The 23,896-nt window shown below is 64.4% G+C and carries 23 protein-coding genes; 10 read left to right on the forward strand and 13 right to left on the reverse strand.

From position 1 onward, the window contains the following. Positions 1-4: 4 nt before the first annotated feature. The 8 genes from cysN to rfbC form a co-directional block, all read right to left on the reverse strand. Positions 5-1,900, reverse strand: a complete 1,896-nt coding sequence (gene cysN, locus E5162_RS10470) for a sulfate adenylyltransferase subunit CysN (protein ID WP_135945214.1) — start codon at positions 1,898-1,900, stop codon at positions 5-7. Further along, positions 1,900-2,868: a sulfate adenylyltransferase subunit CysD gene (gene cysD / locus E5162_RS10475; protein ID WP_135945215.1), complete on the reverse strand. Its 969-nt coding sequence runs from the start codon at positions 2,866-2,868 to the stop codon at positions 1,900-1,902. Before cysD ends, cysN begins: the two co-directional genes overlap by 1 nt. 169 nt (positions 2,869-3,037) lie before the next feature. Then, entirely contained in the window at positions 3,038-4,156 is a 1,119-nt protein-coding gene (locus E5162_RS10480) for a DegT/DnrJ/EryC1/StrS family aminotransferase (protein WP_135945691.1), read from the reverse strand. A 97-nt stretch (positions 4,157-4,253) separates the two neighbouring features. Continuing rightward, positions 4,254-6,074 (reverse strand): glutamine--fructose-6-phosphate transaminase (isomerizing), encoded by a 1,821-nt coding sequence (gene glmS / locus E5162_RS10485; protein ID WP_135945216.1) that lies wholly within the window; start codon positions 6,072-6,074, stop codon positions 4,254-4,256. 111 nt (positions 6,075-6,185) lie between these two features. Further along, positions 6,186-7,061, reverse strand: a complete 876-nt coding sequence (gene rfbA, locus E5162_RS10490; protein ID WP_135945217.1) for a glucose-1-phosphate thymidylyltransferase RfbA — start codon at positions 7,059-7,061, stop codon at positions 6,186-6,188. Next, complete coding sequence (gene rfbD, locus E5162_RS10495; protein WP_206751100.1) at positions 7,054-7,953, reverse strand: dTDP-4-dehydrorhamnose reductase; 900 nt, start codon at positions 7,951-7,953, stop codon at positions 7,054-7,056. The genes rfbA and rfbD overlap by 8 nt, the downstream gene beginning before the upstream one ends. Continuing rightward, positions 7,950-9,014, reverse strand: coding sequence for a dTDP-glucose 4,6-dehydratase (gene rfbB / locus E5162_RS10500; protein ID WP_135945219.1), 1,065 nt, complete (start codon positions 9,012-9,014; stop codon positions 7,950-7,952). Before rfbB ends, rfbD begins: the two co-directional genes overlap by 4 nt. 48 nt (positions 9,015-9,062) lie before the next feature. Continuing rightward, the gene (gene rfbC / locus E5162_RS10505) at positions 9,063-9,620 is read right to left on the reverse strand and encodes a dTDP-4-dehydrorhamnose 3,5-epimerase (RefSeq protein ID WP_135945220.1); all 558 of its coding nucleotides are present in this window, start codon (positions 9,618-9,620) and stop codon (positions 9,063-9,065) included. Positions 9,621-9,876: 256 nt separating this feature from the next. On the opposite strand from rfbC, the gene E5162_RS10510 reads away from it, so the two are divergent. The 9 genes from E5162_RS10510 (at position 9,877) to E5162_RS10550 (ending at position 18,498) form a co-directional block, all read left to right on the forward strand. After that, positions 9,877-11,439 carry a DUF2793 domain-containing protein gene (locus E5162_RS10510; protein ID WP_158291279.1) on the forward strand — a complete coding sequence of 521 codons (1,563 nt, stop codon included), beginning with the start codon at positions 9,877-9,879 and terminating at the stop codon, positions 11,437-11,439. Positions 11,440-11,502: 63 nt separating this feature from the next. Then, on the forward strand, positions 11,503-12,150 hold the full coding sequence (locus E5162_RS10515; protein WP_135945222.1) for a prepilin-type N-terminal cleavage/methylation domain-containing protein: 648 nt from the start codon (positions 11,503-11,505) through the stop codon (positions 12,148-12,150). Continuing rightward, a complete protein-coding gene (locus E5162_RS10520; RefSeq protein ID WP_158291280.1) occupies positions 12,147-13,271 on the forward strand; it encodes a hypothetical protein in 1,125 nt (374 codons plus the stop codon). The genes E5162_RS10515 and E5162_RS10520 overlap by 4 nt, the downstream gene beginning before the upstream one ends. A gap of 115 nt (positions 13,272-13,386) precedes the next feature. Beyond that, on the forward strand, positions 13,387-14,238 hold the full coding sequence (locus E5162_RS10525) for a hypothetical protein (protein WP_135945224.1): 852 nt from the start codon (positions 13,387-13,389) through the stop codon (positions 14,236-14,238). After that, entirely contained in the window at positions 14,235-14,831 is a 597-nt protein-coding gene (locus E5162_RS10530) for a hypothetical protein (RefSeq protein WP_135945225.1), read from the forward strand. The genes E5162_RS10525 and E5162_RS10530 overlap by 4 nt, the downstream gene beginning before the upstream one ends. After that, positions 14,828-15,319, forward strand: coding sequence for a SctD/MshK family protein (locus tag E5162_RS10535; protein ID WP_135945226.1), 492 nt, complete (start codon positions 14,828-14,830; stop codon positions 15,317-15,319). The genes E5162_RS10530 and E5162_RS10535 overlap by 4 nt, the downstream gene beginning before the upstream one ends. Beyond that, the gene (locus E5162_RS10540) at positions 15,312-17,450 is read left to right on the forward strand and encodes a secretin N-terminal domain-containing protein (RefSeq protein WP_158291281.1); all 2,139 of its coding nucleotides are present in this window, start codon (positions 15,312-15,314) and stop codon (positions 17,448-17,450) included. The genes E5162_RS10535 and E5162_RS10540 overlap by 8 nt, the downstream gene beginning before the upstream one ends. A 2-nt stretch (positions 17,451-17,452) precedes the next feature. Beyond that, a complete protein-coding gene (locus E5162_RS10545) occupies positions 17,453-18,082 on the forward strand; it encodes a prepilin peptidase (RefSeq protein WP_135945228.1) in 630 nt (209 codons plus the stop codon). Then, complete coding sequence (locus E5162_RS10550) at positions 18,079-18,498, forward strand: hypothetical protein (RefSeq protein WP_158291282.1); 420 nt, start codon at positions 18,079-18,081, stop codon at positions 18,496-18,498. Before E5162_RS10545 ends, E5162_RS10550 begins: the two co-directional genes overlap by 4 nt. On the opposite strand, the gene E5162_RS10555 is transcribed toward E5162_RS10550, so the two are convergent. Continuing rightward, entirely contained in the window at positions 18,446-18,883 is a 438-nt protein-coding gene (locus E5162_RS10555; protein WP_135945230.1) for a pilus assembly FimT family protein, read from the reverse strand. The two genes, E5162_RS10550 and E5162_RS10555, sit on opposite strands and share 53 nt — an antisense overlap. Beyond that, positions 18,883-19,350, reverse strand: coding sequence for a type II secretion system major pseudopilin GspG (gene gspG / locus E5162_RS10560; RefSeq protein ID WP_135945231.1), 468 nt, complete (start codon positions 19,348-19,350; stop codon positions 18,883-18,885). Before gspG ends, E5162_RS10555 begins: the two co-directional genes overlap by 1 nt. 102 nt (positions 19,351-19,452) lie before the next feature. On the opposite strand from gspG, the gene E5162_RS10565 reads away from it, so the two are divergent. Continuing rightward, complete coding sequence (locus E5162_RS10565) at positions 19,453-20,178, forward strand: class I SAM-dependent methyltransferase (RefSeq protein WP_135945232.1); 726 nt, start codon at positions 19,453-19,455, stop codon at positions 20,176-20,178. Here the strand turns inward: E5162_RS10565 and E5162_RS10570 are convergent. Genes E5162_RS10570 through E5162_RS10580 form a run of 3 tightly spaced genes read right to left on the reverse strand, consistent with a single transcriptional unit; the run spans position 20,160 to position 23,852 of the window. Next, entirely contained in the window at positions 20,160-21,359 is a 1,200-nt protein-coding gene (locus tag E5162_RS10570; RefSeq protein WP_135945233.1) for a type II secretion system F family protein, read from the reverse strand. The genes E5162_RS10565 and E5162_RS10570 overlap by 19 nt on opposite strands. A 4-nt stretch (positions 21,360-21,363) precedes the next feature. Then, positions 21,364-22,050: a class I SAM-dependent methyltransferase gene (locus E5162_RS10575; protein ID WP_135945234.1), complete on the reverse strand. Its 687-nt coding sequence runs from the start codon at positions 22,048-22,050 to the stop codon at positions 21,364-21,366. 23 nt (positions 22,051-22,073) lie between these two features. Beyond that, positions 22,074-23,852, reverse strand: coding sequence for a GspE/PulE family protein (locus E5162_RS10580; protein ID WP_135945235.1), 1,779 nt, complete (start codon positions 23,850-23,852; stop codon positions 22,074-22,076). Positions 23,853-23,896: the final 44 nt, after the last annotated feature.

Here is a 23,896-nt window from a genome sequence, read left to right on the forward strand (position 1 = left end):
GCGCCTAGCCGAGGCGCCCAGCCTTCTTCAGTTCCTCTATGACCTGCTCGGCCGCATCTTCGGCTGACAGATCGGCCGTCCTGACATGGAGCTCGGGCGATTCGGGCGCCTCATAGGGGCTGTCAAAGCCCGTAAAATTCTTGATCTCGCCGGCCTGGGCCTTCTTGTAGAGGCCCTTGGGATCGCGGGCGATGCAGACCTCCAATGGCGCATCGACGAAAACCTCGATGAACTCGTCTTCGCCGACCAGCTCGCGCACCATCCGACGCTCGGATCGGAAGGGCGAGATGAAGGAGCAGGTCACGATCATGCCGGCGTCCACGAAGAGGCGCGCGACCTCCCCGATCCGGCGGATATTCTCCACCCGGTCGGCGTCGGTGAAGCCCAGATCCTTGTTCAGCCCGTGGCGCACATTGTCCCCGTCGAGCGAATAGGTGTGGTGACCGGCTTCGGTCAGCTTGCGCTCGACCAGGTTAGCGATGGTCGACTTGCCCGCACCCGACAGGCCGGTGAACCAGAGTATAGCCGGCTTTTGATGCTTGATCTCGGCGCGGCGCGTCTTGGTCACGTCCATCGCATGGGTGTGCACGTTCGTCGCCCGGCGCAGCCCGAACTCGATCATGCCCGCGCCGACCGTCAGATTCGTATATCGGTCTATCAGGATGAACGAACCCGTTTCCCGAATGTCCTTATACGCATCGAATGCGATCGGCCTGGAGGTCGACAGGTTGCAAACGCCAATTTCGTTGAGCTCCAGCTTGCGCGCCGGCTCCTTGTCGAACGTGTTCACGTCCAGCTTGTGCTTCAGCGTCGTGACCGAAACCGGGGTCGTCTGGCCGCCGGCTTTCAGCAAGTAGGACCGGCCGGGCAGCATTTCGTCCGTATGCATCCAGAGGACTTCGGCCGCGAACTGGCTGGAGACCTGCGGCCGGTCGTCGGCGCCACTGAGAACATCGCCGCGCGATATGTCGATCTCACGATCCAGCACGAGTGTGACGGCCTGGCCGGCACGGGCGGCTTCCTGGTCGCCGTCGGCGGTGACGATGCGTTGCAGCACCGCCCTGGTTCCGGCCGCCGCGACGACGATCTCGTCGCCGACGGCAATCTGGCCGGACGCCACGGTGCCGGAAAACCCGCGAAAATCGAGATTTGGCCGGTTGACCCATTGCACCGGAAAGCGGAAGGGCTGGCTGGCTTCGTCGCGCGCGGTCTCGACCGTTTCGAGATGAGCCAGCAGGGTCGGGCCGGTATACCAGTCCATCGCCTCGGACGTGTGGCTGACATTGTCGCCATAGCGCGCCGACATGGGGATGGCGGTGATCGTCTCGAAATTGAGGCCATCGGCCGTCTTCAGATATTCGGCGACGATCTCGTGGAAGCGGGCGCGCGAATGATCGACCAGGTCCATTTTGTTGACCGCCAGGACGACATGGCGAATGCCCATCATGTTGGCGATGTAGGTGTGGCGCAGCGTCTGGACGAGCACACCCTTACGCGCATCGACCAGAATGACCGCGAGATCGGCGGTCGAGGCGCCGGTAGCCATGTTGCGCGTGTATTGTTCGTGGCCGGGCGTATCGGCCACCACGAATTTGCGAGTCTCGGTGTTGAAGAAGCGATAGGCAACATCGATCGTGATGCCCTGCTCGCGCTCGGCCTCGAGCCCGTCAAGCAGGAGCGCGAAGTCGATCTCCTCGCCCGCCGTGCCGTGTTTGCGGCTGTCCTTTTCCAGCGTGGAAATCTGGTCTTCGAAGATCAGCTTGGAATCGTAAAGCAGGCGCCCGATCAGCGTGGACTTGCCATCATCGACCGATCCGCACGTGATGAAGCGCAGAACGCCCTTGTCACCGGACCGGGTCAGGCGTTCGACGAGCTGCTCCCGGGTTTCTTCGAGGCGCATCAAAAATAACCCTCGCGCTTTTTCTTTTCCATCGAGCCGGACTCGTCATGATCGATCAGCCGGCCGGAGCGCTCGGAGGTGCGCGCGGTCAGCATCTCCATGACGATGTCCTCCAGCGTGGCGGCGCTGGATTCCACCGCGGCAGTCAGCGGGTAGCAGCCCAGCGTGCGGAAGCGGATCATGCGCTGGCGGGCCGTCTCGCCCGGCTCCAGCGGGAAGCGGTCATCGTCCAGCATGAAGATCTGACCGTTGCGCTCCACCGTCGGGCGCTCGGCGGCCAGGTAGAGCGGGACGATCGGAATGTCCTCTTCCAGGATGTATTGCCAGATATCCAGCTCGGTCCAGTTGGAGAGCGGGAAGACGCGAATGCTCTCACCGGGCTTCATCCGGGTGTTGAAGGTTCGCCAGAGCTCCGGGCGCTGATTGCGCGGATCCCAGCCGTGATTGGCGTCGCGGAAGGAGAAGATACGTTCCTTCGCGCGCGATTTCTCCTCGTCGCGGCGTGCGCCGCCAAAAGCTGCATCATAGCGATGCTTGTTCATCGCATTGCGCAGAGCCTCGGTCTTCATGACCTGGGTGTGCAGGTTGGAACCCGACCCGATCGGATTGATCCCGCGCGCCACGCCCTCTTCGTTGATCTCCACGCGCAATTCCAGGCCAAGCGCTTCGGCGAGCGTGTCGCGATAGGTGATCATGTCCTTGAACTTCCACGTCGTATCGACGTGCTGAAGCGGAAAGGGCGGGCGCGAGGGATAGAAGGCCTTCAGCGCCAGATGCAGCATCACGGCCGAGTCCTTGCCGATCGAATACAGCATGACCGGCCGCTCGAACTCGGCCGCCACTTCGCGCATGATGAAGATCGATTCCGCTTCCAGCTCGCGCAAATGCGCCGAGAGCGGCGCGCGCTCGCGCGGCCGCGTCGTGAAGCGCTCGGCATAGGCGCGCAGAGTCTGTTGAATGTCGCTCATGACTATCCTGGAAAACCGCCAGATGGCGCAGTGCTACTCGTAGCCACGCCTGAAATCAAAAAAGGAATGCTTTTGCCGGCGGCAACGCGGGCTTGCCGTATGCGGACACAGGATGGGCACGGCCCGGCCGCGCATCGGCGTACCGGGCCGCAGCCAACAAGGGGCCCGGTCAGCCCAGCGTGTTGCGGATCGCGTCGATCACGCGCTGCTGGCGCTCGCCGTCCAGATAGCCGTCCATCGGCAAGGAGACGACACGATCGGCAGCCGCTTCGGTGACCGGAAGACCGCCAGGCGCCTTGGGATAGCGCGCATAGGGCGGCTGCGTGTGCAACGGGCGCGGATAATAGACTGCCGTGGGCACACCCTGATCGGCCATCGCCTTGCGGAACGCGTCACGATCATCGACTTCGATCGTGTACTGCGCCCAGACCGACCGGCCGCCCGCGATGACGTGGTGAGGCTTGACTGCATTGCCAAAGCCCGCCGCATAGCGCTGGGCCGCCTCGTTGCGTTTGGCGATCTCGTCTTCGAACACGTCCATCTTCGACAGAAGGATCGCGGCCTGGATCGTGTCGAGTCGCGAATTCATGCCGATCCGGGCATATTCGTAGCGGTCGGACCCTTCCCCGTGCACGTGCAGCGACTTGATGGTCGCGTAGTCGGCAGCGTCGCGCATCAGGATCGCCCCGCCATCGCCGTAGCAGCCGAGCGGCTTGGCCGGATAGAAGCTGATCGTGGCCACGTCGGCCCAGTGAATCGGATGTTCGTCGTTGAGCGTGCAGCCGAAGCCCTGCGCGGAATCGGCAATCAATTTAAGGCCGTGGCGCCGGGTCAGCGCGCTGATGGCCGGATAGTCGGCCGGCTGACCGAACAGGTCCACCGCGATCACGGCCACTGGATTGAGCTCACCCGCCTCCACGACACTCTCGATCGCTGCCTGCAGCGAAGCCGGGTCCATGCAATACGTGTCCGGATCGATATCGACGAAGACCGGCGTCGCGCCCAGCCAGGGCACGACTTCTGCGGTGGACGCGAAGGTGAAGCTTGGCACGAACACCGCATCGCCCGGCTTCAGGCCCCACGCCATTAGCGGGAGGACCAGGGCATCGGTGCCGTTGGCGCACGCCAGCGCATGGGGCGCCCGGCCGAACTCCTTGAGCCGCGTCTCGAGCTCCTGAACCTCCGGGCCGAGGACATAGCGTCCTTCCTCGATCACCTTGGCGATGCGCCGGTCGAGATCATCCTTGATACGCGCACGTTGGGCGGCCAGGTCGATAAACGGGATCATGTCTGTCACGGAGCTAGGTCCTGTCTGCGGGCAAATAATGCGGTGCGGCGCGGGAGTAGCCGGACCCGCGCCAGCGATAAAATCACGAATGGTTTCGCTATTCTACGGTGACCGATTTGGCGAGATTGCGCGGTTGATCGACGTCCGTCCCCTTGTGAACGGCGACGTGGTAGGCGATCAGCTGCACGGCCACGGCTGCAGACATCAAATTGGCCGCGCCGCGTGCCGCGGGGAGCAGGATGCTGGCCTGCACCAGTCCCTCCAGCGCCTCGGCGCCAGCCTCGTCGGTCAGGGCCAGGACGTGCGCACCGCGTGCGCGCACCTGTTCGATAGAGGAGCGCGTCTTGGCAAACAGGCTATCGCTCGGCGCCAGCACGATGACCGACACCCCCTCTTCGACCAGCGCGATCGGACCGTGCTTGAGCTCGCCCGCCGCATAGCCCTCGGCGTGAATGTAGCTGATTTCCTTCAGCTTCAGTGCGCCTTCCAGGGCCATCGGGAAATACTGATCGCGGCCAAGATACAGCACGATCTCGCTGCGGCTGAGATCGCGGGCAAGCTGGTCGATCTGCCCGTCTGCGCGCAACGCCTCCGACATCGTGCCAGGGATGGCCATGAGCTGGGCCACATGATCGGTCACAGAAGCTGTATCCAGATGACCGCGTTCGATTCCGGCACGCACCGCCAGGCAGGCGAGCGCTGCCAGCTGGCAGCTGAACGCCTTGGTCGATGCGACGCCGATTTCCGGCCCGGCCAGCGTCGGGGCCACGATGTCGGCCTCGCGCGCCATGGTCGAATGGGCTGTGTTGACCAGCGCAACCGTGATCAGGCCCGCCGCCTTGCACAGACGCATGGCTTCTAGCGTGTCAGCGGTCTCCCCGGACTGGGAGATGAAAAGGGCAACGTCACCCTCCAGAAATGCCGGGTCTCGATAGCGGAACTCCGACGCGATATCGACCTCGGTGGGCAAGCGCGCAATGCGTTCAAACCAGTACTCGGCGACTTCACCGGCATAGGCTGCCGTCCCGCAGCCCACGATCAGGAGGCGGCTGGCCTTGGAGAAGTCGAGCCCGTCGCGGGCGCGTATGGTATTTTCCACCTGATCCACATAGGCGCCCAGCGTGCGCGCCACGACTTCGGGCTGCTCGTGGATCTCCTTCTCCATGAAATGGCGGTAGCTGCCCTTCTCCGCCAGGACCGGGGAGAGCTGCGCGGGCTGAACCGGCCGGGTGACGGCGCGCCCGGTCAGATCGGTGATGTCGACCCGGCCCGGACGAACCGCGGCAATCTCGCCGTCTTCCAGAAAGATCAGCGACTGGGCCTCGCCGGCGAGCGCGAGTGGATCGGATGCCAAATAGCCCGCCGTGTCGTCGAAACCGGCAAGCAGCGGCGCCCCCCGCCGTGCCCCCAGTAGCAGATCGTCTTCGCCATCGACCATGACCGCGAGAGAATAGGCGCCCTCCAGCTTGCGTACGGTGCGTTGAAAGGCATCGACCACGTCATTGCTCTCTTCGAGCGCAGCCGCGTAGAGCCAGGCAATGACTTCGGTATCGGTCTGACTATGGAAGGTCGCCCCGGCCTTGGTCGTCGCCTCCCGCAAACTGCGATAGTTTTCGATGATGCCGTTATGCACAACGTGGACGCGTCCGGCCGTGTGCGGATGCGCGTTGGCCTCGGTCGCGGGACCGTGGGTAGCCCAGCGTGTATGCGCGATGCCGCATGAGCCGGCCTCGCGCGAATTCCAGGCTGCTTTCAGCTCGTTGACCTTGCCGGCCACGCGGACCCGGACGATCCCGCCCTCGCCGTCTGTCACGCTGAGCCCGGCGGAATCGTAGCCGCGATACTCAAGACGCTCCAGTCCCTGAATGAGGACTCGGGCTGCGTCAGGCCGCCCGGTTACCGCGATAATGCCACACATCGAATACGTCCTAGAGGTTAGCGCCGAGGGCTTCTCCTAGAGCAGGCCGAAGACCGCGTCAGCCTGCCAGCGTGACACAATTCGTTTCAGAGTTTCACACGCTGCGCAGGTTTACCGGCCTTCTTTGGCGACCGAGGCGAGATACTTGCAGTAGGGATTCTTCGGAAATTCTTTGGCGAGGGCGCGCAGCTGGCCCGCGTCGATCCAGCCATTGCGGAAGGCGATTTCCTCCACACAGCCGACACGAAGCCCCTGGCGCTCCTCGATGGTGCGCACATATTCGGCCGCCTGCAGCAGCGCGTCGTGGGTGCCGGTATCGAGCCAGGCAAAGCCGCGTCCCAGTGTCTGGACGTTCAGGGCGCCCTGTTCGAGATACATCTCGTTCAGTGTGGTGATTTCCAGCTCGCCGCGGGCAGACGGCTTGACCTCACGCGCCATTTGCGGGGCGCGTCCATCGTAGAAATACAGGCCGGTGACTGCAAAATTCGATTTCGGCTTGGCCGGCTTTTCCTCGAGGCTCTTGGCTTTCCCCGTCTCGTCGAACTCGACCACGCCGTAGCGCTCGGGATCGTTGACGCGGTAGGCGAAGACGCTTGCGCCGTCGTCTTGCGCGCTGGCGTTCTTGAGGATCTTCGAGAAGCCTTCGCCATGGAAGATGTTGTCGCCCAGCACCAGTGCGCTCGGCGCTCCGTCCAGGAATTCCTCGCCAAGGATAAAGGCTTGCGCCAGCCCGTCAGGTTTCGGCTGCACGATGTAGGAGAAGCTCAGACCCAGGCTCGATCCATCGCCGAGCAGATGCCTGAAGAGCGGCTGGTCATGCTCGGTCGTGATGATCAGGATGTCCCGGATACCGGCCAGCATGAGGACCGATAGCGGGTAGTAGATCATCGGCTTGTCATACACCGGCAGAAGCTGTTTGGACACGGCGCGAGTAATCGGGTGAAGCCGAGTTCCAGCCCCTCCGGCCAGAATGATCCCTTTACGCATGGTGGCTCGCATCCTCGTTCCTGGCCAGTTCCTGCAGCGTCTCGGCAAGCGCGTCCCGCCAATCCCGCGGCTCGATAGCAAATTGCTGCTCAATCTTCGATGTCGACAAGACCGAATTCTTCGGACGACGGGCCGGAGTGGGGTAGTCCTTTGTCTCGATCGCTTCAACATGGGGCGCAGCGAAGGCCCACCCGGCGGTCTGCTCGAAGATTTCCCGCGCGAAACCGCACCAGCTGGTCTCGCCCGCACCGCAATAATGATAGATGCCGCCGGCGCCCGGCTTGTCCATCTGGCCGGCTACCGCCACGAGCATGCGCGCAATGTCGCCGGCCTGTGTGGGGCAGCCATGCTGGTCGTCCACCACTCGCAGAGCGTCGCGCTCGCGCCCCACGCGCAGCATGGTCTTCACGAAGTTGTTTCCGTGATGGGAATAGACCCAAGCCGTGCGCACGATGGCGAAGCGCTCCAGCACGTCGGCGAGGCGCTGCTCGCCTTCGAGCTTGGTCCGCCCGTAAGCGCCGATCGGTGCGACCGGGTCATCCTCGGTATATGCGCCATCTTTCTCGCCATCGAAGACATAATCGGTCGAGATGTGGATCATCGCCGCGCCGCGACGCTTGCAGGCCCTGGCGGCCGCCTCCACCGACAATGCATTGACTGCCCGGGCGAGCTCTTCTTCCTCTTCTGCGCGATCGACCGCGGTGTAGGCCGCGCAGTTGATCAGAATGTCGAAAGGCTCAGCCGCGTCTATGGCGCGCTCGACACTGGCAGGTTCGGCCATATCCAGCTCGGGCCGCGCCAGCACCTGATGGGCGACGCCCGAAGCAGCGAGCTGCCGACGCAGCTCGCTCGCGACCTGCCCGTTCGCGCCGATCTGGAGAATGGATGTCACTTGGCCCGCTCCGGGACCGAAAGGCCCAGCCGCTTCCGGGCAATTCCATTGCGCGCCTCGACCGCCTGCCACCACCACGCATTGTCGAGATACCATTGAACGGTCTGACGCAGGCCCTGCTCCACCGTGACACGCGGTTCCCAGCCGAGCTCGCGCTTGATCTTGGTCGCGTCGATCGCATACCGGAAATCATGCCCTGGCCGATCGGTTACATGGGTGATCTGGTCTTCATACCGGCCGCTCGCGCGCGGTGAAATCTCGTCGAGGATCGCGCAGATCGTCCGCACCAGCTCGATATTCTTCACCTCGTTATTGCCGCCGACATTATAGGTCTCGCCCAGCTCGCCGCGCGTGAGAATCGTCAGCAGCGCGTCGGCATGATCCTCGACATACAACCAGTCACGAATATTCATGCCCTTGCCGTAGACGGGAATGGGTTCGCCGGCGAGCGCATTGAGGATGACGACGGGCACCAGCTTTTCAGGAAACTGGTAAGGTCCGTAATTGTTGGAGCAATTGGAGATGACCACAGGGAGACTGAAAGTCTCGCCCCAGGCGCGCACCAGCATGTCCGACGACGCCTTGCTGGCCGAGTATGGCGAATTGGGCCGGTAGGCCGTTTCCTCGGTGAACTGTCCGGTATCGCCCAGCGTACCGTAGACCTCGTCGGTCGATACATGGTGGACGCGGAAGGCCGCGGCCCGCGCGCTGTCCAGGGCGGCCAGATAGGCCCGGCTGGCTTCGAGCAGCGTGTAGGTGCCGACAATGTTGGTCTCGATGAAGTCGGACGGCCCGTCGATCGACCGGTCCACGTGGGATTCGGCCGCCAGGTGCATCACCGTGTCCGGCTGGTGGCGCCTGAACACCTCGTCGAGCGCGGCCCGGTCGCAGATATCGACCTGCTCGAACGCGTGGCGAGCTGGCGCCAGGTCTTTCACATTGTCCAGGTTGGCAGCGTAGGTGAGCTTGTCGAGATTGACGACGTCGAACCCGCGCTCAACCGCGGTTCGAACCACTGCCGAGCCGATAAAGCCGGCCCCGCCTGTGACAAGAATCTTCATTGTCCCCTCATCTTCCTGTCAGACCACACTGGCGCGCGTGAGTTCCGGCTAAACGCTGAACGGGGAGTCGAACTCGGCCCACGTCACCGCGTCCTTGTCCTTGCCCGAGAGCACCGGCTCGCCATCCAGCTCCCCCCAGTCGATGGCCAGGTCCGCATCGTTCCAGAGAACCGAGCCGTCGCACTCGGCCGAGTAGAAACTTGTGACCTTGTAAACAACTTCGGTGTGCGGTTCCAAGGTGAGGAAGCCGTGCAGGAATCCGGCCGGGACGAGAATCTGCTTGCCGTTTTCGGCCGACAAGGTCGCGCTGACCCATCGGCCATAGCTCGCCGACCCTTTCCTGGCATCGACCGCGACATCGAGCACCGAGCCGCGGACAACTCGCACCAGCTTGTCCTGGGCAAAGGGCGGCGCCTGATAGTGCAGGCCTCGTAACGTGCCCGCATCGCGCGAATAGGAATGGTTGTCCTGAACAAATTCCAGATCGACACCCGCAGCTGCGAGCGCTTTTTGATTATACGTCTCGCTGAACCAGCCACGATCGTCACCGAACCGTCTCGGCTCGATGATCTTCACGCCGGGAAGCTCAAGGTCGGTCACATTCATTATAAAATTCGCGCTGCATCGGGCTGAAAAAGACCTGCGGGAGTCGGCATCCCGCGCGAGTGGGTAAAGCACTTCAGGCCGGGAAAGACAATCCACGCATCGCCAGGGCACGCCCTGCGATTGCAGGTCGAGCACCGCAGCTCGGCCTGTCGGCCCGGCAGGTCACGAAGCGCGATGTTGTGAGCCCGCTTCAGAGCGCGTATTGCAGAATACGGAGCGTTATTCGGCGCACATCCGTTCAGATGAGACCGTTCAATTGAAATCCGCATCGTCAGACACCCAGTTCAGGAGACATTGCTACCAGCGCCTGTCCTCCCTCGCCGAGGGCCGCCGGGTCGTAGAGGTCGGCTGCGGCGCGGGCGAGGGGCTTCGCCAGCTAGGCAGAACGGCGCGGTCCCTGATCGGGCTAGAAAGCGACGAGCAAGCGGCACGCACCGCCGGCGAACGCTATGACGGGGTCGAGCATATCCATGTCGGCCCGATGAGCGGACCGGTACTGCCGCTCGACGATAACAGTGTCGACCTGCTGGTCTGTCTCGACGAGGCTACCGCACGCCTTGTGCTGACAGACGCAGCGCGTGTTCTCTCCGGCGAGGGTCTCGCCGTCTTCCTGGAACATCTTGATGCGCAACAGCAAGGCCCTGCGGTCGACGCAGGCCTGCGATCTGCATCGCGGTATGCGCTTTCGCAGATGAGCGGCTCCGTCTTCTTCCCGCTCGAGACGCCACCCGCCGCGCAGTCGGAAGCGGAGGCGGTCTTGCCGGCAGGTTGCGGCGAACCGGCCTGGGTTCTCGGACTGTACAACAAGACGGGCGCACCCGTGCCCGAGCTTTCGCCGTCCCTCTTTGCGCTGCCGGCCACGGCGGGTGAGCAGGCGGGCAATGCCGGCGAGCCGCAGACATGGATTCCGCAAAGTCTTGACCTTGAGGATACGCAGGCCGGGCTTCCAGGGGCCGCCGATCTCTTCCTCGCCCACGACATTCCCTTCCAGGTTCGTTCGCGTCAGGCAGTCATGCAGGGCGCGGAGGGCAAGAGCGCGCCCTGGCTGTCTGCTTCAACGGCCTTCATGACGGATGGCGCCATCATGGAAATCCTGGTCGCCGACGCGCAGGCCAAACGCCAGCCCGAGACCCCGGAGCCAGGCTCGGCCTATATTCTCGCGCCGGGAAAGACGGGATCCGACTGGGCGTTCATGATCGATCATGCACTCGTTGTATGGACCGGCGGGGGCTGGCTTGAGATCCACCCGAAAGCGGGCTGGCTGGCGCGCGATACCGGGGCGGACTGTTCTGTTATATTCGAAGGTGGCCGCTGGATATCACTCGGCGCGATGCATCTGACGGCCACCGGCGAAAAGGGGCGCCTGAACATGACCACATCGGACGAAACCGGGTCCGTGCGCGAGATATTCCATATCCCCGGCACTGCCACTGTCGGCAGCGAGCCTGGCTATGGCTTGCGTCACAACGAGCATGCATGGAATGTGAGCCTGAGCCACGCCCATGGCGGTTTCTACATACACGATGCGAAGGCCGGACAGTTCCCGATGGTCATCTGGCCCGGCGCGCCGAGCGGCGCGCTCGAGGTGGGCAGTGACGGCGCTCTCATCCATCGAGGCCACGCCTTCGTGTCAGCGGAAGGTCACCTGCGCGTGAAGAGTATCGAGCTCGATGATCTGATTGCTGGCACACCGGCCCCGGCGGGCACCACTGTTATGGTCGTATCAGCCGGCAGCGAGCCCAGGCTGGCGTTCAGCGATGGCGAGGCGTGGCGGTGGCCTGACGGTGCGGCCGTATCGGCTGCAGCGCAACGCGACTAGCCCGCCTTCAATACCGGCCCCGCCGGGTGGAGTTGGAATATGCGATCCAGGCAGACAGTACCAATGACTCGCGAGGCCGGATTCACGCTGATCGAAATGCTGATCATGCTGATTATCAGCGGCTTTGTTGCCACCTTGACCATCGAGGCGATCCGCGCGGCAAGCACCAACGCGATCCGGGTCGAGCAGGCCGCACGCTCGGTTGCCGGCGAGCTGATCGATGAGCGGATTTTCCGAACTGCCGTCGAGGCCAGCAGGACCGCCTATCAGGAACGCCCGGGCCGCTTTAGCGGCGACACGACCGGCTTCCAGTCGGTTACTGCCCAGCCGGTCACCGGCTATGCGGGAGAAATGCGTCCCTATGCGGTGCGCTTTGAGCAGGAGGCCGGAGGCGTTTCCCTGATCTACGAAGAAGGCGAAGCAACCTATCAGCTTGGCTGGTGGGAGGGCGTTGATGTCGGATTCGAATATTTCGGCACCCTGCCCCAGTCGGTAGACCTTACCGGCCCAGTGCTCGAGCTGGAACGAGAATGGGTCGATACCTGGCCGCGCCCCGATCACAGCACCCTGTATTATTCACCGCTCCCGGAAGCGGTTCGCATCCAGGTGCGCTCGGAGGGGCACACCAGCCTCGATATGATCATCGCCTTCCCTGCAGACGGTGCGCCGCCGGTCCGGGTCGAGGACATAATGGGGAGGTCCATACCGTGAAGCCGGGTCATGATGACGGATACGTTCTTCCGATCGCGCTAGCCGCAATCATGGCCATATCGCTGATAGCGGCCATCGCGGCGGCTCAGGTTCAGAAGGCCAACGAGGCCGTGTTCCAGCTTTCACACCACACAGCGACCGAGGCCGAGCTCATTTCGGCAGAGCAGACTGTCCTGTTCTACCTGATGACCGAGCCGATCACCCGCGGGGGCATTGAGATTGGCGGAGAGGGCGACCCACTCGGCCTTCTCAACCGGGGCGGCGCGGGTCCACGGCGTGCTGGCAATGTTCAGCTCATTCGGGTGGATGCAAGGCCCTACCTCGTGGAGGACAGCGGCGGCTTCGTTCGCCTCATTGCAGACCAGACGCTTTTGAATCTGTCGGCAGACGCACCGGGAACTCTGGAGACCGCACTGGAAATTCTGGGCGAAGACCCGGCGCTGACCCAGCGTCTGTTCGCCCAAATCGGAGACTATGAAGACAGCGACGACCTGCGCCGGATCGGCGGCGCCGAAGCTGATGACTATCCGGAGGGCTCGGCGGGGCCGGCCAACCGCCCTCTGCGGGACTCGCTTGAAGTCTGCTCCATCCCGGCATGGCGCGAGCTGTCGCTCTGCGGCGATCGGGGGCGCCTCCTGCTTCTGACCAGCGTGAGACCAAACAGCCGGCTCAACCCTCGGCTCATGACCCCCTTCCTGCGCGAGGCCCTGATTGGTGAACGAGGCTCGCCGTTTTCCGCTTCGATGTCGGGTCTGCCCGGCCGGCCTCGGCCGGGTGAGGAAGAGACCTCCATGCCCAGGCCGGACGAAATCGTGAATTTCGCGATGTACGGCCGCCCGGAGCTCGACCACGCAAGCGATCCATTCGATGTCGTCACTTTGCCCGGGCCGCGCTTTACCGTCGTAGCCCAGTCCGAAGACGGATCGCATGCGCGCGCGACGGTCTACGAATTGACGCCCAGCAGCGTGTTTGCCCCCTTCACGGTTCATAGCAAATACGCTATCGGAGGGTCTTATGCGGGCGAGGTTCTTTTCATAGACGATGCGGAACAGGTTGACACCCTTCCCCGCCCGGCCGGCAACTCAAGTTCTGGCATCGGGCGCGGTCAAACGCGGCGGTAGCGCCGGGTCGAGATTTCTCCTTGGCGAGCGCGCGGTGATCAGCCGTGCGCTCTGTCATTTCGAACGCATGCCTGCCCCTCCCGGGGAGCGGGGTCCCCAGCAGGCTCGCGCGGCAATGCTGGCGGCCAAGGCGCGCTCACCGCTCCTAGATCCGCAATTTTTTCTCGACTGGGGCGAAGACGACATCGGCGTCTGGAGTTGGCCCCGGGGGGCGATTACCGGGCTGTCCGATTTCGAGGGCGAGTGCGTACCGGAAAGTATCTTCCACGCACCCGGCGTGGGTCCCCGTCTGGTCGAGGTTTCCGAGGGCTACGAAGGCGAAGTCTGGGAAGGCGGCCGTTTGCTCGCGACCCGGTGGTGGTCAGACCCGCCTACCGACGCGCAATGGCGCGACTTTCTGCGTGCTTCGCGCCAGGACCCCGATGCCGGATCCCCGGTCCCGCGCGCTGCCCCGATGCGCGCCGACCCGCCCGCTTCGCCGTGGATGGCGCGGCTGGTTTCTCTTCAGGCGCCGCGTCAGCGCGACATCACAGCAGCCGTAATTGCGCTCCTGGCTGCGCCGATCGCCTATTTCGCGCTGCAATGGGCCGCGGTCACCTTCGAACAGGCCCGCCTGGCCGCAAAACTCGAAACGCTCAGCGAAGCAGCCGGGGAGATCACGGCAGCCCAGGGCGAAGCGCGTACAGCGCTGGATGAATTGCGCGACTACGAAGGCGCGCTTGACCGCCAGCACCCGATCGAGCTGCTGGCAGTTCTGACCGGCCTGTTGTCGGATGCCGGCGTGGACTTGCGCGAGTTCGCCATGCGCGGCGACGACCTCTCAGTTGCCCTGTTTGCCGAAGGGGAGTTCGCTCCCGCCGATCTGGTGCGCAGCCTGGAAGCCGATGATCTAATGTACGACGTGTTGGCTGAGCCCGGGCGTTTGCCCGGTGAGTGGCGCATACAAGCACAGGTCGTCCAGCCATGACTTCACTCGCCACCCGCTTCTCCGGCCTTAGCGAAACCCTGCGGCGTCAGGCCACGCCGCGCGCGCTGATAGGTCTCGGCGTGCTGGTGGCCATTGTCATGTTCTTTGCGCTCGATGGGCTTGGCTCCCACACGGCCCGGATCGCCAGCCAGGTCGACCAGATGCAGCGCGAAGTGCGGCTCTACGAGGCTGTTCTCGCGGATCCGGACTGGGTTGACCGGTCGGTAGAGGCCCGTGAGGCGCTGGAAGAGGCGCGTAGCGGCTTTTGGCAGGGTGACACATCCGGGATCATCGCCGCACAGTTGCAAGGCAGCGTGGAAACCGCAGCCCGGACTTCAGGAGTGCTTCAGCCGCGTGTCAGCGTGCTCAGCCCGCCCGCACCGCTCGGCGATGAGGCGGTCCTGTTCGAAATATCCGTATCCGCGCGCGATAATCGTGGGCAGTTCCTTGCCTTCTTCCAGGAGATCGCTCGCGGTCAGGGAACACTTATTCCCGTCGGCTTCAGCTGGAACCGGATAACCGGACAGCTCGAAATCCAGCTTGTCGCGCCTGGCGTCGTCCAGTCCTCTGCCCCCGGGGAGCCCCAGCCATGACGTCAGGAGCTCGCCTGCTCGCGGCGCTCGCCGTCCTGATACTCGCCGGACTGGCCGGGCTGGCATCGGGATTTCAAGGGGCAAATCCAACACCAGTGGCTGGTCTGGGCAGTTGGCAACGAGTCGAGCCGCCCAGCGCCACCAATATCGATCGCTTCGCACGCCAGATTACCTCGAGCGGCCTGTTTCCGCTGGCTGGCCTGCGAGAACCCGATGCCCAAACCGATGGTCAGATCAGCACGGCAGAGGATCTGGCGCGTGCCATAGCATCGCCCGACTTGTCGGCCATGGTTTTGCGAGATGAAGCGTGGACGCTTTTTCTGTACGCTTCTTCCGGGACCGAGGCCGAACGCAAGCGCGTAGGGGATGTGCTGGCGGACGGGTGGCAGATTTCCGAGATAGGACCAACGCACGTTACCCTGCAGCGCGATGGGACAACGCGGCGGCTTGATGCCTTTTCGCGAGTGGAGGACGACGGGGATGATTAAGGCAAGCCGATACGCGGCAGCGGCCATTGCGATACTGGCAACCGGCTGCACGACCCAGTCCGGGCAGGGCACAGGCGCAGAATGGCTTCAGCTTGGCGAGGCGTTGACGCGCCCGGGCACTGCCACGCCCCCGACGGATGACCGGTTGATGGAGGACGAGGCGAGTCCGGAGCGCGAAGGCCGGGTTGAGCGCCGGGTCGTGCCTTACATCAACCCAGGTTCCCAAACCCCGCTGCCGGGTGGAGAGTCGCCGGAGCTGCCGACGGGCACGGTCAACGTGACGCTGCCGCCCCAGCCCCTGCCGAGCTTCATCAATACGGTCTTCGGGGAAATTCTGGAGCAGCCTTTCTCGATGGGGCCATCGGTCGCCGAGAACCAGGCGCTGATCTCGCTGCGCAGCGTGCGCGAGATGGAGGCGGCCACCTTTCTCAGCCTCGTTGAAGAGGCGCTCAAGGATTACGGCGTTGGCGTCATCTACGAGGATGGCCTCTACCGCCTAGTAGAAGTCAGCGAACTGCGAGCGCGCATGCCTCGCTTCGTCAATGCGCGCGCACGCGCTGAGGTGCCGAGCGGCCTGCGCCCGGTCATTCAATTCGTTCAGCTTACCGCGATCAATGCGGGTGATATGCAGACCATTCTGGAGCAGGCATTCCCCGACCGCTCACAGCTGACGATCCGGTCTACGCCTCTCACCAACTCTCTGGTGATCAGCGGGCTTGCGGACGACGTGAATGCCGCCATGGCGATCGTTGACGAGATGGACGAGCTGCGCCAGGCAGGCCGCCAGGTGATCACCTATTCTCCCACCAGTTGGGAAGCCTCGGAGCTCGCGCAGAGCATCCAGGAAATTCTGACGCTGGAAGGCTTCAGCATCGGCGTTGGTGTTTCAGCCCCCCGAGCACTTACCCTTCTGCCGCTGGACTTTACCAACCAGCTGATGATCTTCGCGCCGGAACGCAGCCAGGCGACCTATGTGCTGTCCCTGGCCCAGCAGCTGGACCGGGAAGCCTATCGGGGTGAGGCCCAGGCGGCCCACGTCTACGACGTCCAGAACGCTGAGGCCGAGACGCTGGCCGGAATTGTGTCTGCGGTGGTTTCCGGGCGCGGCAACGCAGGCTCCGCAGGCGCGGCGGCCGAAGGCGGAGGCGAAGACGGTCAAGCGGCTTCAGGCCCTGCCAATACCGGCGATCTGACGGTCGACCAGGAAGGCAATCGCATCATCTTCTATGGGACATATGAAGAGTACGACGCGATCGAGAGCCTTCTGCGGCGCCTCGACACGCCCATTCCCGAAGTGCTGATCGAGGTCACGATCGCCGAGGTCACTCTGACGGACGGGTCCAGCTACGGACTCGATATCGTGTTCGATTCAGAGATCGCGCCGGGCTTTGCCGCCACTCTCAATTCGAGCGGCGGGTTTTCCGCAGTGGTCGATACCGGCCAGGTCACGATTGACGGTCAGGCATCGGCGGACAACAACCAGATCAACGTGCTGTCTACACCGCGGGTCGTGACCCGGTCGGGCGCCACGGCCTCGGTCCAGGTGGGCAACGAGGTGCCGATCATCACAACCCAGCGCGCCTCTGACTCTCAGAGCGGCGGAACGACCGACTTCCTGCAGCAAGTCCAGTACCGTTCCACCGGTATTCTCTTAAGCGTCGAGCCGCGGGTGTACAGTGGCAACAGGATCGATCTGACGATCAGCCAGGAGCTTAGTGCGGCCCAGCCTAACGAAAGCTCCGAGATTTCGAGCCCGATCATTTCCAACCGCTCGCTGGTCTCGCAGCTATCCCTGCAGGATGGCCAGACTGCGGTGCTGGGCGGCTTGATCGAGAACCGCTTCACGCGCAACAACACCGGAATCCCTTTCCTGAAGGACGTACCTATCCTGGGCGCGCCGTTCCGCAACGAGGCTCTGACCTCGACCCGGACGATGCTGGTCGTCCTCGTGACCCCGTTCATCCTGGATTCGCGGGATGATCGCCAACAGGTTGTGGATGCCCTGGTCGGTGCCCTCAACTATAATTTCGGCAATATGCAAGGTCGCGGACGGACTTTGACCCCGCCGAGCGAACCGCTGGAGATTCGGCCGGCAGGCGGAGCGAACTATCTTCAGGATCCTGACTCCTGAGCTTGAGCGGTTCTGCAGCCATCCTCCCGGTAGGCGTGTCGATTCTGGCTGTAGCCGGAAGCACTTACCTTCTCAGCTGGTCGATGGCGCGGGATGGCGCGGAGGGTCTTCTGGCAGCGTTTGGGGCGCTGGCGGCGGGGTTGACGCTCTGGGCCGGTCTGGTTCTGCTGGAGTTCGAGATTCTAGCGGCGACCTGCCTGGCAATTGCAGGCCTGGCAGGGCTGGGCGCCAGTCGCAGCGACCTTGCACGCGGGACGATTCCGGACATGGCGAGCCTTTTGATCGGCTTCAGCGGGCTGGTTTTTGGGCTGGCGTCGCCGCTCGGCGCGAAATGGGGATTGATTGACGCCGCGCTGGGCGTTGTCCTCGCTGCGGGAGTCCTTTGGCTGGCCGGCCGGTTCGTGAAGATGCGCCGCGGGCAGGCAGGGCTGGGCGGAGGCGACCTGCCCTTTGCGGCTGCCTGTGCAACATGGACCGGGCTCTCCGCGACAGGTCCGGCCCTGCTGCTTGCTGTCGTGCTGACCGCTGCCTATGGTCTGAGCGGACGCGGGCGGACCGCGCGCGGGATCGCCTTTGCCCCCGGCCTGTTCGGGGGATTTCTGGTCATGACGGTTGCGGGATTGATCCGATGAACCGGTTGCTATCGCACCATGAAGGCTTCTCTATCCTAGAAGCGCTTGTCGCTATAGCCGTGCTGGCTGCCACTCTTTTACCGCTCTATCACATGCAATCGACACTCGCGGACGCTGCCTACCGGGCCGAAGGCCTGCGCGCGGCGATCGAGGCAGAATCCAACGCGCTCGCCTACCTCCAGCTCCTCGATCCGCTAGAGGAACCGGACGGCGAAACCGAGATCGGCGGCTGGACGCTGAGCTGGACCTCTCAGCTTCTGGCCAACGAGGAGAATGCCGACGGGTATATGGGCGGCCGCCTCTATTCGGTCTGGCTCTATGAGGTGGATGCCACGCTGAGCCGGGGCAGCCGCGAGCGCGAGCTTACCGTTCGGCGTCTGGTCTGGCGGAGAACCGGAAACCCGCTTCCCTTCTAGGCGTGCCACCGCTTTCGATGAAGCATCGCCCGGCCTCCAGGACGAGCGGGCGCACCCGGCCCGCCGGGGAGGTGAGCGAGGCCGGCCCGCCGGGGCAGTAGCCGTTTGCGCGGAAGGAGATCGCCTCGTCGAGTTCGATCGCCCATCCGGCCGGAAGCGCCTCGTTGAGAGTCTGCGAAATCGAGGCCTGGGAGAAGTCGGTCGCCTCCAGCACGGCCCGGGTCCGCAACTCGATCAGATGGCTTTGCAGATCGGTCGCGACCGAGTGGGCGCGATAGCGGTCCACCATGTTGCCGACCAGCGGGACGCTGATCGTTGCGGCGACGGCCAGGATGGCGAGCACCACCAGGATTTCGAGAAGCGAATAGCCGCGCTGGCCGCGCATCAGCTGCTGGGCGTCCGTCCGATATCGGCATCGAGCCCGCTGCCGCCCTCTTCATTGTCGGCGCCATAGGAATAGACGCGCGCCCGGCCGCTGGAGTTGGCCGGCGCCTCGTAGCGGTAGGTATTGCCCCACGGATCGGCCGGAACCGCCTCGTCGATATAGGGTCCGGCCCAGCGGCCCTCGACCGCGTCGCTCGGCCGCGTCAGCAGGGCGAGGCCCTCCTCCTCGGTCGGATAGCGCCCGATATCCAGGCGCATCGTGTCGAGCGAGGTTTCGATCATGCGGATCTGCGTCTCGGCAGCCGTCACCCGCGAGCGGTCGAGCTGACCGAAGAGGCGCGGCGCCACGAGTGTGGCCAGCACGGCAATGATCGCGACCGCCACCAGGATTTCCATCAGCGAATATCCCGGGCGATGAACGCGCAGCCGGGCGGCAAAACGCTGCAGGGCAAGTTTCAACTGGGTCATGATGTCCAACCGGGTCTTGGGAGACTTTCATTTACCAGCTAAGCAGCAGGAAGAAAACACGCGGGTCCATCTGAACCCGCCTCTCAAACGGGAGAAGCGAGAATGCGAAGCCTTTCCATTGAAGACGCCGAGACTCTGGAGCCTGGAGACGACCATTACCGCGCCTATGTGGGGCCGCCCGGCCGGTTCGGGCTTCTCACCCAATTGCAACTCGGACTCCTCTTTGCCCTCGGGCTGGAGGAAACCGATACGGTCCTCGACTTCGGGTGCGGGTCGCTGCGTCTAGGACGCTCCCTCATCCCCTATCTGCGCCCTGGATGCTATTTCGGTCTCGATCCCAATCTCTGGCTGATCGATGACGGGCTCGCGCACGAAACAGGTGAGGCGATCAGGGCGGTGAAGCAGCCGCGCTTCTCTGGCGATGCAAACTTTGATTGCACTGTGTTCGATACCCGCTTCGATTTCATCATGGCCCAGTCGGTCATTACCCATGCCGGGCCGGCCCAGACGGCGGCGCTGATCGAGAGCGCCTCCAAATCTCTGAAACAGGACGGTGTGCTGGCTCTGAGCTATATTCGAGGCGAGGAGTCCACCCCCCTGCCCGGTGCCGACTGGACCTATCCGCACAATGTCGCGTATCCGCCCGCCTGGCTTGAAGAGACCGCACGTCAGCACGGCCTTGTCTGGCGGGACATTTCCTGGTTCCACCCCGGCGCGCAGTGGGCGCTTCTGGTGCGCGACGAAACCCGCCTTCCCGACGACGCGACGATGGGATTGCACGGACGGCCGACGCCGCGCTGGCGCGCCGGTCAGAGTGCGACGTCGTAGAGGCTGGTCATCGCCAGGACCAGGCTGACCACCACCAGGCCCACCACCGAGGCGATGAAGAGCACGGCCATCGGTTCGGCCAGGGCCGTAAGGCGCTTGGCCCGGTTGCGCGCTTCTTCCTCGTGCAGGTCGGCCAGGAAGGCGAGCATCTCGTCGAGGCTGGCCGAGGCGCGCCCGGTCCGCACCAGGTTGATCGTCATGGCGTCGAAATCGGTGTGGGCGCGCAGGGCGACGTCGATGGCTTCCCCGGCGCGGATGGCCCGGCGGGCCTCGGCCAGGCCCTGGCGGCGGCGCGGCGACTGCAAGGAGCCCTCGGCCAGGATCAGCGCCTCCAGCAGGGGCGCGCCGCCCGACAGGGCGGTGGCGCATGTGCGCGCCCAGCGCGCGATCTCGGCCGAGCGCAGGAAGCTGCCGACAACGGGCAGCCCGTAGAGCGCCCGCCCGACCGCCGCCCGGCTCTTGCGGCTGCGCAGGAGGAAGACGATGCCGCCCACGATCGCGAGCAGGATGACAAGGGTGACGGGCAGATTCTCGCGCATGGTCACGCCGAGCCCGATCACGATGCGCGACAGGGCCGGAAGGGCCGTGCGGTCATCGCCGATCAGCGCGGCAAAGCGCGGCACGATGAACAGGAACATGAACACCACGGCCACGCCGCCCGCGACGGCGAGAAAGGCGGGATAGGCCAGCGCGTTGCGGATTTCCGCCGCGCTTTTCAGCTCGTGCTCCATCTGGGTGGCAATGTCGGACAGCGCCTTGGGCACCTGGCCGGTCGCCTCGCCCAGCTCGATCAGGCGCGGCGCATAATCGGGCAGCACGTCCATATGCGTCTTCATCGCGACCGACAGCCGGCTGCCCGCCCTCAGATCGCGGCGAACGCCGTCGGCCTCCAGGGCGAGGTCCCGGCACGGCTCCTCGGAGGACACGGTCTCGAATGCATCGAGCAGGGGCGCGCCCGCGCGCAGGAGCACGGCGAGCTGGCGGATGAAGCGGTGACGGTCGGCCGGGCGCGCCTTCTTGCGCGCGAATTTCCGGCTGGCCGGCGTCTCCAGCGTCAGGCGGAAGGGCGCGATGGACTGGGATTCCAGCTGGCGCAGCGCATCGGTCTCGTCGGCCGCCGTGATGCGGCCCTCGACGGTCGCCCCTTCGGCGTTCAGCCCGCGATAGACGAAGCCGGCCATGAAGCTAGCCCTCGTGCCTGAAACAGGCCATGCGCTGGTCGCGCGGATGAGTCCACTCGCCGATAATGTCCAGCGACCAGCCCGGCGGACAGGCGGCGCGAAGCGCGGAGGGCTTCACATCGTAGGGATCTTCACCGGGATGGGTGACGATACCGCCCGGCTCGTGCGGCAGCGGCGCGGACGGGTCCGCGTCCTCGGGGCGTTCGAAGAAGGTGATATAGACCGGCGCGCCAGCCTTGATGTTGGGACGGATCGCCAGGAGGCAATCGGTCAGGCGTGAAATCGGCATGTGGGTAAAGACCGACTGGGCGATGGCGTAATCGAACTTTATTCCGAACACGGACAGATCGAATTCGGCGGTGGCGTGAAGATTGTCCCGGGGCAGTTTTTCGGCCAGGCCCTCGGCGGCGATCTCGCGATCATAGCCGGCTTCGAGAAGCTCGGGGCGCAGATCAATGCCGTAATAATTGCCGGCATCGAGATAGCGGGTCAGCGGCACGCCGGCGCGCAGCGATCCGCATCCGATGTCGATCAGCGTATGGCCGGGCTTGAGCCCCTGCTGCTTGAGGAAGTCGAGCTGGAGCGTGCCCAGCGCCTCCCACAGCCCGCCGATAATGTCGCGATGGCGCCCTTCGGCAACGGCCCCGCGCAACCCGTCGATATCGTCGTAATGGCTATACCATTTGCTCATGATCTCGCCTCCCCCGTCCTGCTTCATGCGCCGACATTGGCGCGCTCATGGCCGGCCCCGACCACGCGCATGACTTCGGCGATGGTGGTAAAGCCGCGCGCGGCCTTCACGATCCCGTCCTCATACATCGTCATGAAGCCGTCCTGGCGTGCGGCGGCCACCAGATCCTCGGAGGCGGCCGCATTGTTGATCGCGCTGCGCAGGGCCGGCGTGACCCGGGCCACTTCATAGAGCGCGATCCGGCCCGAATAGCCCTGCCCGCCGCAGGCCGGACACCCGACCGCGCGCTTCCATTGCGGCGCGCCCTCCAGCGCGATCGAGCCGACCGTGCGGCGAAGCTGGTCCAGCTCGCGCTCGCCCTGCGCGGTTTCGTCCAGCCCGGCCGGCGCGGCGCAGTGCGTACACAACCGGCGCACCAGGCGTTGGCCCATCAGGCCGCGCAGCGCAGCCGAGACCAGAAAGCGTTCCACGCCCAGATCGACGAGGCGTTCGATCGCGGCCATGGCCGAATTGGTGTGCAGCGTGGAGAAGACGAGGTGGCCGGTCAGGGCCGCCTGCGCCGCGATGGAGGCGGTCTCCCCGTCGCGGATCTCGCCGATCATGATGACATCGGGGTCCTGGCGCAGGATGGCGCGCAGGCCGCGCGCAAAGGTATAGCCGATGTCGGAGCGCGCCTGGACCTGGGTCACCGCGTCCATGTCGTATTCGACCGGGTCCTCGATCGTGATGATCTTGCGCTCACCGTCATTGATCATCTCGATGCCGCGATAGAGCGTGGTCGACTTGCCCGAGCCGGTCGGGCCGGTCACGAGAATGACGCCGTTCGGCTCGGTAATGAGGCGCTGGAAGTTGACCATCGAGGACCCGTCGAGCCCGAGCCCTTCCAGGCTGGGTAATTCCTGCTGCTTTCGCAGCAGGCGCAGGACCAGGCTTTCACCCCAGGCGCCGGGCAGGCTGGACACGCGCAAATCGATGTCCTGGCCGGCAAAGCGCACGGACTGACGACCGTCCTGCGGCAGGCGCCGCTCTGCGATGTCCATGCCGGACAGGAGCTTGATACGGCTTGCGACCGCCTCGAACCGCGCGCGCGGCAGGGTCTGGATCAGGCTGAGCACGCCATCGACCCGGAAGCGGATCTGGAAATGGGATTCGAAGGGTTCGACATGCATGTCGGACGCGCGCTGACGCAGCGCATCCTCGAACATGGAATTCACGAAGTCGATGACCGGGGCTTCCTCGGCCATCTCGCGCAGGCGCGAGGCATCGTCGCCATCGCCAGAGCTGTCGCGCTGTCCGGTCGAGCGCAGCGTAGCCAGCGCGGTGTCGAGCACACGGTTGGAGCCGAGCACGATCTCGATCTCCACCGGCGCAGCGCGCACGAGCGTGTCGTGCAGCGCGGAATCCAGCGGCGCGCGCGGCAGGACACGCAGGCGCATGTCTTCCAGTGCTTCGGGTCCTTCGGGCGCGTCATCCTCGCGCGGCGAGACCGGATGGCCCTCGGAGTCCACGAACCAGAGGACGATATCGTGGTGGAGCAGCCAGGCGCGCGAGATGGAAAGCCGGGTCGCCGCGTGGACATAGGCGCCGGCATCTTCGGGCAGCGCCGTGCGGTCGATCACGGCCAGATCGAGCTGGCGCGACAGTGCCTCAAGCAAGGCAGTTTCGGACACGGCGCCGAGCCGCAGCAAGGCCTGACCGAGCAGTGCCCCGATCTCGGCCTGGTAGCGCACGGCCGCATCCAGATCGCGTTCGGTAATTACGCCCTCGCCGAGAAGGATTTCACCGATGCGTCTGGGGTCCATGAGCCTGTCTGCCCTCAAAGTCTAAAAGATGGGTGCCAGTCTAA

Origin of the sequence: Marinicauda pacifica (assembly GCF_004793635.1) — a bacterium.
Classification (GTDB): domain Bacteria; phylum Pseudomonadota; class Alphaproteobacteria; order Caulobacterales; family Maricaulaceae; genus Marinicauda; species Marinicauda pacifica.

Excerpts from the sequence above, each read along its gene's own strand:
- rfbB (WP_135945219.1), bottom strand. The coding sequence starts at position 9,014 with ATGAAGATTCTTGTCACAGGCGGGGCCGGCTTTATCGGCTCGGCAGTG.
- cysN (WP_135945214.1), bottom strand. The coding sequence starts at position 1,900 with ATGCGCCTCGAAGAAACCCGGGAGCAGCTCGTCGAACGCCTGACCCGG.
- gspG (WP_135945231.1), bottom strand. The coding sequence starts at position 19,350 with ATGACCCAGTTGAAACTTGCCCTGCAGCGTTTTGCCGCCCGGCTGCGC.
- E5162_RS10525 (WP_135945224.1), top strand. The coding sequence starts at position 13,387 with ATGCTGGCGGCCAAGGCGCGCTCACCGCTCCTAGATCCGCAATTTTTT.
- cysD (WP_135945215.1), bottom strand. The coding sequence starts at position 2,868 with ATGAGCGACATTCAACAGACTCTGCGCGCCTATGCCGAGCGCTTCACG.
- E5162_RS10580 (WP_135945235.1), bottom strand. The coding sequence starts at position 23,852 with ATGGACCCCAGACGCATCGGTGAAATCCTTCTCGGCGAGGGCGTAATT.
- glmS (WP_135945216.1), bottom strand. The coding sequence starts at position 6,074 with ATGTGTGGCATTATCGCGGTAACCGGGCGGCCTGACGCAGCCCGAGTC.
- E5162_RS10515 (WP_135945222.1), top strand. The coding sequence starts at position 11,503 with ATGACTCGCGAGGCCGGATTCACGCTGATCGAAATGCTGATCATGCTG.
- E5162_RS10550 (WP_158291282.1), top strand. The coding sequence starts at position 18,079 with ATGAACCGGTTGCTATCGCACCATGAAGGCTTCTCTATCCTAGAAGCG.
- E5162_RS10535 (WP_135945226.1), top strand. The coding sequence starts at position 14,828 with ATGACGTCAGGAGCTCGCCTGCTCGCGGCGCTCGCCGTCCTGATACTC.
- E5162_RS10570 (WP_135945233.1), bottom strand. The coding sequence starts at position 21,359 with ATGGCCGGCTTCGTCTATCGCGGGCTGAACGCCGAAGGGGCGACCGTC.
- E5162_RS10575 (WP_135945234.1), bottom strand. The coding sequence starts at position 22,050 with ATGAGCAAATGGTATAGCCATTACGACGATATCGACGGGTTGCGCGGG.
- E5162_RS10540 (WP_158291281.1), top strand. The coding sequence starts at position 15,312 with ATGATTAAGGCAAGCCGATACGCGGCAGCGGCCATTGCGATACTGGCA.
- E5162_RS10565 (WP_135945232.1), top strand. The coding sequence starts at position 19,453 with ATGCGAAGCCTTTCCATTGAAGACGCCGAGACTCTGGAGCCTGGAGAC.
- E5162_RS10530 (WP_135945225.1), top strand. The coding sequence starts at position 14,235 with ATGACTTCACTCGCCACCCGCTTCTCCGGCCTTAGCGAAACCCTGCGG.
- rfbC (WP_135945220.1), bottom strand. The coding sequence starts at position 9,620 with ATGAATGTGACCGACCTTGAGCTTCCCGGCGTGAAGATCATCGAGCCG.
- E5162_RS10480 (WP_135945691.1), bottom strand. The coding sequence starts at position 4,156 with ATGATCCCGTTTATCGACCTGGCCGCCCAACGTGCGCGTATCAAGGAT.
- rfbA (WP_135945217.1), bottom strand. The coding sequence starts at position 7,061 with ATGCGTAAAGGGATCATTCTGGCCGGAGGGGCTGGAACTCGGCTTCAC.
- E5162_RS10555 (WP_135945230.1), bottom strand. The coding sequence starts at position 18,883 with ATGCGCGGCCAGCGCGGCTATTCGCTTCTCGAAATCCTGGTGGTGCTC.